This is a genomic window from Streptomyces sp. NPDC001851, assembly GCF_040297165.1.
Classification (GTDB): Bacteria; Actinomycetota; Actinomycetes; order Streptomycetales; family Streptomycetaceae; genus Streptomyces.
In genome coordinates this window covers 1-6,117 of sequence record NZ_JBEOYR010000061.1, presented here as the reverse complement: position 1 = coordinate 6,117, position 6,117 = coordinate 1, and the positions used below count along the sequence as shown (strand labels likewise).

Sequence of the window (6,117 nt, the reverse complement as noted above, 5' to 3'; positions counted from 1 at the left end):
ACTTCGACGGCATCTATTTCTGCCCGCATCATCCGGAGGCGGCAGTAGAGGAGTATCGTCAGGTGTGCGACTGCCGTAAACCGCAGCCGGGCATGCTGTTGCAAGCGCAGCAGGAATTGAACATCGATATGGCCGCTTCTTATATGGTGGGGGATAAACCGGAAGACATGCAGGCGGCGATCGCGGCCGGCGTCGGCACCAAGGTGCTGGTGCGTACCGGCAAGCCGGTGACGGAGCAGGGCGAAAAGCTGGCCGATTGGGTGCTTAATAGCCTGGCGGACCTGCCTGCAGCCATCAAAAAGCGGGTTTAATAGGCGTTACGAATGAATAGTGAGCGGTCAGATAAAAAATGCATATTAACGCTTGTCATTCTGAACCGGCTCCCTATAATGCGCCTCCATCGACACGGAACATGTGAACAACTTCACAGAGTATCCGGGGGTCGCAGAGAAAAAATCCTGAAAATTAGGGTTGACTCTGAAAGAGGAAAGCGTAATATACGCCACCTCGAGTTAGCAAGCGAAAGCGCCTAACTCACTGCTCTTTAACAATTTATCAGACAATCTGTGTGGGCACTCCACAAGACGATATCCAGCATCTTCGGATGCAAAAAAATATCAAGTCTTGAAGAGTGACTAACTGAAGTAAAATTCATGCAGTAAATCTTTGAGCATCGCTTCTCGAGTGGAAGCAAATCAAGCTTTTAATTGAAGAGTTTGATCATGGCTCAGATTGAACGCTGGCGGCAGGCTTAACACATGCAAGTCGAGCGGTAGCACAGGGGAGCTTGCTCCCTGGGTGACGAGCGGCGGACGGGTGAGTAATGTCTGGGAAACTGCCTGATGGAGGGGGATAACTACTGGAAACGGTAGCTAATACCGCATAACGTCGCAAGACCAAAGAGGGGGACCTTCGGGCCTCTTGCCATCAGATGTGCCCAGATGGGATTAGCTAGTAGGTGGGGTAATGGCTCACCTAGGCGACGATCCCTAGCTGGTCTGAGAGGATGACCAGCCACACTGGAACTGAGACACGGTCCAGACTCCTACGGGAGGCAGCAGTGGGGAATATTGCACAATGGGCGCAAGCCTGATGCAGCCATGCCGCGTGTGTGAAGAAGGCCTTCGGGTTGTAAAGCACTTTCAGCGAGGAGGAAGGTGGTGAGCTTAATACGCTCATCAATTGACGTTACTCGCAGAAGAAGCACCGGCTAACTCCGTGCCAGCAGCCGCGGTAATACGGAGGGTGCAAGCGTTAATCGGAATTACTGGGCGTAAAGCGCACGCAGGCGGTTTGTTAAGTCAGATGTGAAATCCCCGGGCTCAACCTGGGAACTGCATTTGAAACTGGCAAGCTAGAGTCTCGTAGAGGGGGGTAGAATTCCAGGTGTAGCGGTGAAATGCGTAGAGATCTGGAGGAATACCGGTGGCGAAGGCGGCCCCCTGGACGAAGACTGACGCTCAGGTGCGAAAGCGTGGGGAGCAAACAGGATTAGATACCCTGGTAGTCCACGCTGTAAACGATGTCGATTTGGAGGTTGTGCCCTTGAGGCGTGGCTTCCGGAGCTAACGCGTTAAATCGACCGCCTGGGGAGTACGGCCGCAAGGTTAAAACTCAAATGAATTGACGGGGGCCCGCACAAGCGGTGGAGCATGTGGTTTAATTCGATGCAACGCGAAGAACCTTACCTACTCTTGACATCCAGAGAACTTAGCAGAGATGCATTGGTGCCTTCGGGAACTCTGAGACAGGTGCTGCATGGCTGTCGTCAGCTCGTGTTGTGAAATGTTGGGTTAAGTCCCGCAACGAGCGCAACCCTTATCCTTTGTTGCCAGCGGTTCGGCCGGGAACTCAAAGGAGACTGCCAGTGATAAACTGGAGGAAGGTGGGGATGACGTCAAGTCATCATGGCCCTTACGAGTAGGGCTACACACGTGCTACAATGGCATATACAAAGAGAAGCGACCTCGCGAGAGCAAGCGGACCTCATAAAGTATGTCGTAGTCCGGATTGGAGTCTGCAACTCGACTCCATGAAGTCGGAATCGCTAGTAATCGTAGATCAGAATGCTACGGTGAATACGTTCCCGGGCCTTGTACACACCGCCCGTCACACCATGGGAGTGGGTTGCAAAAGAAGTAGGTAGCTTAACCTTCGGGAGGGCGCTTACCACTTTGTGATTCATGACTGGGGTGAAGTCGTAACAAGGTAACCGTAGGGGAACCTGCGGTTGGATCACCTCCTTACCTAAAGATATTGATTCGAGTGGCGTGCTCACACAGATTGTCTGATAGAAAGTAACGAGCAGAAATACCTTTATAGGCTTGTAGCTCAGGTGGTTAGAGCGCACCCCTGATAAGGGTGAGGTCGGTGGTTCAAGTCCACTCAGGCCTACCACTTCTTCGAAGTGGAAAAGGTACTGCACGTGACTGTATGGGGCTATAGCTCAGCTGGGAGAGCGCCTGCCTTGCACGCAGGAGGTCAGCGGTTCGATCCCGCTTAGCTCCACCATATAGTCCGGTATTTCAATACTTCAGAGTATATTGGCGACAGTATGCTGCGAAGTATTTTGCTCTTTAACAATCTGGAACAAGCTGAAAATTGAAACATGACGGCTGAAATTTATCCCTCCGTAGATGTACTGGGATGAAGAGTAACCTGTCATAGAGTCTCTCAAATGTTTGCAGCACGAACGATGGAAACATCTTCGGGTTGTGAGGTTAAGTGACTAAGCGTACACGGTGGATGCCTAGGCAGTCAGAGGCGATGAAGGGCGTGCTAATCTGCGAAAAGCGTCGGTAAGGTGATATGAACCGTTATAACCGGCGATACCCGAATGGGGAAACCCAGTGTGTTTCGACACACTATCATGTCATGAATACATAGTGGCATGAGGCGAACCGGGGGAACTGAAACATCTAAGTACCCCGAGGAAAAGAAATCAACCGAGATTCCCCCAGTAGCGGCGAGCGAACGGGGAGGAGCCCAGAACCTGAATCGGCTTGTGTGTTAGTGGAAGCGTCTGGAAAGTCGCGCAGCAAAGGGTGATAGCCCCGTACACTAAAATGCACAGGTCGTGAGTTCGATGAGTAGGGCGGGACACGTGACATCCTGTCTGAATATGGGGGGACCATCCTCCAAGGCTAAATACTCCTGACTGACCGATAGTGAACCAGTACCGTGAGGGAAAGGCGAAAAGAACCCCGGCGAGGGGAGTGAAATAGAACCTGAAACCGTGTACGTACAAGCAGTGGGAGCACCTTCGTGGTGTGACTGCGTACCTTTTGTATAATGGGTCAGCGACTTATATTTTGTAGCAAGGTTAACCGTATAGGGGAGCCGTAGGGAAACCGAGTCTTAACTGGGCGATTAGTTGCAAGGTATAGACCCGAAACCCGGTGATCTAGCCATGGGCAGGTTGAAGGTTGGGTAACACTAACTGGAGGACCGAACCGACTAATGTTGAAAAATTAGCGGATGACTTGTGGCTGGGGGTGAAAGGCCAATCAAACCGGGAGATAGCTGGTTCTCCCCGAAAGCTATTTAGGTAGCGCCTCGTGAACTCATCTTCGGGGGTAGAGCACTGTTTCGGCTAGGGGGCCATCCCGGCTTACCAAACCGATGCAAACTCCGAATACCGAAGAATGTTATCACGGGAGACACACGGCGGGTGCTAACGTCCGTCGTGAAGAGGGAAACAACCCAGACCGCCAGCTAAGGTCCCAAAGTCATGGTTAAGTGGGAAACGATGTGGGAAGGCATAGACAGCCAGGATGTTGGCTTAGAAGCAGCCATCATTTAAAGAAAGCGTAATAGCTCACTGGTCGAGTCGGCCTGCGCGGAAGATGTAACGGGGCTAAACCATGCACCGAAGCTGCGGCAGCGACGCTTAGGCGTTGTTGGGTAGGGGAGCGTTCTGTAAGCCGTTGAAGGTGGCCTGTGAGGGTTGCTGGAGGTATCAGAAGTGCGAATGCTGACATAAGTAACGATAAAGCGGGTGAAAAGCCCGCTCGCCGGAAGACCAAGGGTTCCTGTCCAACGTTAATCGGGGCAGGGTGAGTCGACCCCTAAGGCGAGGCTGAAAAGCGTAGTCGATGGGAAACAGGTTAATATTCCTGTACTTGGTGTTACTGCGAAGGGGGGACGGAGAAGGCTAGGCTAGCCGGGCGACGGTTGTCCCGGTTTAAGCGTGTAGGGGGTGTGACCTGGTAAATCCGGTTGCATACTAACCCTGAGGCGTGATGACGATGCACTACGGTGCAGAAGTAGTTGATGCCCTGCTTCCAGGAAAATCCTCTAAGCATCAGGTAACATTAAATCGTACCCCAAACCGACACAGGTGGTCAGGTAGAGAATACCAAGGCGCTTGAGAGAACTCGGGTGAAGGAACTAGGCAAAATGGTGCCGTAACTTCGGGAGAAGGCACGCTGGCATGTAGGTGAAGTCCCTCGCGGATGGAGCTGAAGCCAGTCGAAGATACCAGCTGGCTGCAACTGTTTAATAAAAACACAGCACTGTGCAAACACGAAAGTGGACGTATACGGTGTGACGCCTGCCCGGTGCTGGAAGGTTAATTGATGGGGTCAGCCGCAAGGCGAAGCTCTTGATCGAAGCCCCAGTAAACGGCGGCCGTAACTATAACGGTCCTAAGGTAGCGAAATTCCTTGTCGGGTAAGTTCCGACCTGCACGAATGGCGTAATGATGGCCAGGCTGTCTCCACCCGAGACTCAGTGAAATTGAACTCGCTGTGAAGATGCAGTGTACCCGCGGCAAGACGGAAAGACCCCGTGAACCTTTACTATAGCTTGACACTGAACATTGAGCCTTGATGTGTAGGATAGGTGGGAGGCTTTGAAGCGTGGACGCCAGTCTGCGTGGAGCCATCCTTGAAATACCACCCTTTAATGTTTGATGTTCTAACTCGGCCCCATAATCTGGGGTGAGGACAGTGTCTGGTGGGTAGTTTGACTGGGGCGGTCTCCTCCCAAAGAGTAACGGAGGAGCACGAAGGTTAGCTAATCACGGTCGGACATCGTGAGGTTAGTGCAAAGGCATAAGCTAGCTTGACTGCGAGAGTGACGGCTCGAGCAGGTACGAAAGTAGGTCTTAGTGATCCGGTGGTTCTGAATGGAAGGGCCATCGCTCAACGGATAAAAGGTACTCCGGGGATAACAGGCTGATACCGCCCAAGAGTTCATATCGACGGCGGTGTTTGGCACCTCGATGTCGGCTCATCACATCCTGGGGCTGAAGTAGGTCCCAAGGGTATGGCTGTTCGCCATTTAAAGTGGTACGCGAGCTGGGTTTAGAACGTCGTGAGACAGTTCGGTCCCTATCTGCCGTGGGCGTTGGAAGATTGAGAGGGGTTGCTCCTAGTACGAGAGGACCGGAGTGAACGCACCACTGGTGTTCGGGTTGTCATGCCAATGGCATTGCCCGGTAGCTAAGTGCGGAAAAGATAAGCGCTGAAAGCATCTAAGCGCGAAACTTGCCTCAAGATGAGTCTTCCCTGGGCCTTTAAGGTCCCTGAAGGAACGTTTAAGACTAAGACGTTGATAGGCTGGGTGTGTAAGTGCAGCGATGCATTGAGCTAACCAGTACTAATGATCCGTGAGGCTTAACCTTACAACACCGAAGGTGTTTTTAGAGAGATTTTCAGCGAAGTTCCGAGATTGGTTCTGATGGCTTCATGGAAGTGAGGCGGTTGGAATGAAACAGAATTTGCCTGGCGGCAATAGCGCGGTGGTCCCACCTGACCCCATGCCGAACTCAGAAGTGAAACGCCGTAGCGCCGATGGTAGTGTGGGGTCTCCCCATGCGAGAGTAGGACACTGCCAGGCATCAAATAAACGTTATCAGTGTGACGACTGGTAATGCGCAAATCGCAAAGCGCGAATTTGCCGGCATCGAGAGATGCAACGTAAAAGAATCGGTGGAGCGGTAGTTCAGTTGGTTAGAATACCTGCCTGTCACGCAGGGGGTCGCGGGTTCGAGCCCCGTCCGTTCCGCCACTTATTTAATTATGCCTGCTTTATTAGCAGGCATAATGTTAAGCGAGATTTAGGGGCGTAGCTCAGTTGGTAGAGCACCGGTCTCCAAAACCGGGTGTCGCGAGT

1 protein-coding gene, 3 tRNA genes and 3 rRNA genes are annotated in these 6,117 nt (G+C 52.3%); all 7 read left to right on the top strand.

Going from position 1 to position 6,117, the window contains the following annotated elements:
• The coding region (locus ABT171_RS41385; RefSeq protein WP_351252099.1) for an HAD-IIIA family hydrolase at window positions 1–311 on the top strand (311 nt) is incomplete at its 5' end.
• A gap of 393 nt (window positions 312–704) precedes the next feature.
• Window positions 705–2,246: ribosomal RNA gene (locus ABT171_RS41380) — 16S ribosomal RNA — on the top strand.
• 74 nt (window positions 2,247–2,320) lie between these two features.
• A tRNA-Ile gene (locus ABT171_RS41375) sits at window positions 2,321–2,397 on the top strand.
• Between the two features lie 38 nt (window positions 2,398–2,435).
• Window positions 2,436–2,511, top strand: a tRNA-Ala gene (locus ABT171_RS41370).
• Window positions 2,512–2,718: 207 nt separating this feature from the next.
• A 23S ribosomal RNA gene (locus tag ABT171_RS41365) occupies window positions 2,719–5,626 on the top strand.
• Window positions 5,627–5,725: 99 nt separating this feature from the next.
• Window positions 5,726–5,841 (top strand): 5S ribosomal RNA (gene rrf / locus ABT171_RS41360).
• The 16S, 23S and 5S rRNA genes sit together here with 3 tRNA genes alongside, the layout of an rRNA operon.
• A 94-nt stretch (window positions 5,842–5,935) precedes the next feature.
• A tRNA-Asp gene (locus ABT171_RS41355) sits at window positions 5,936–6,012 on the top strand.
• The last annotated feature ends 105 nt before the right edge of the window (window positions 6,013–6,117 follow it).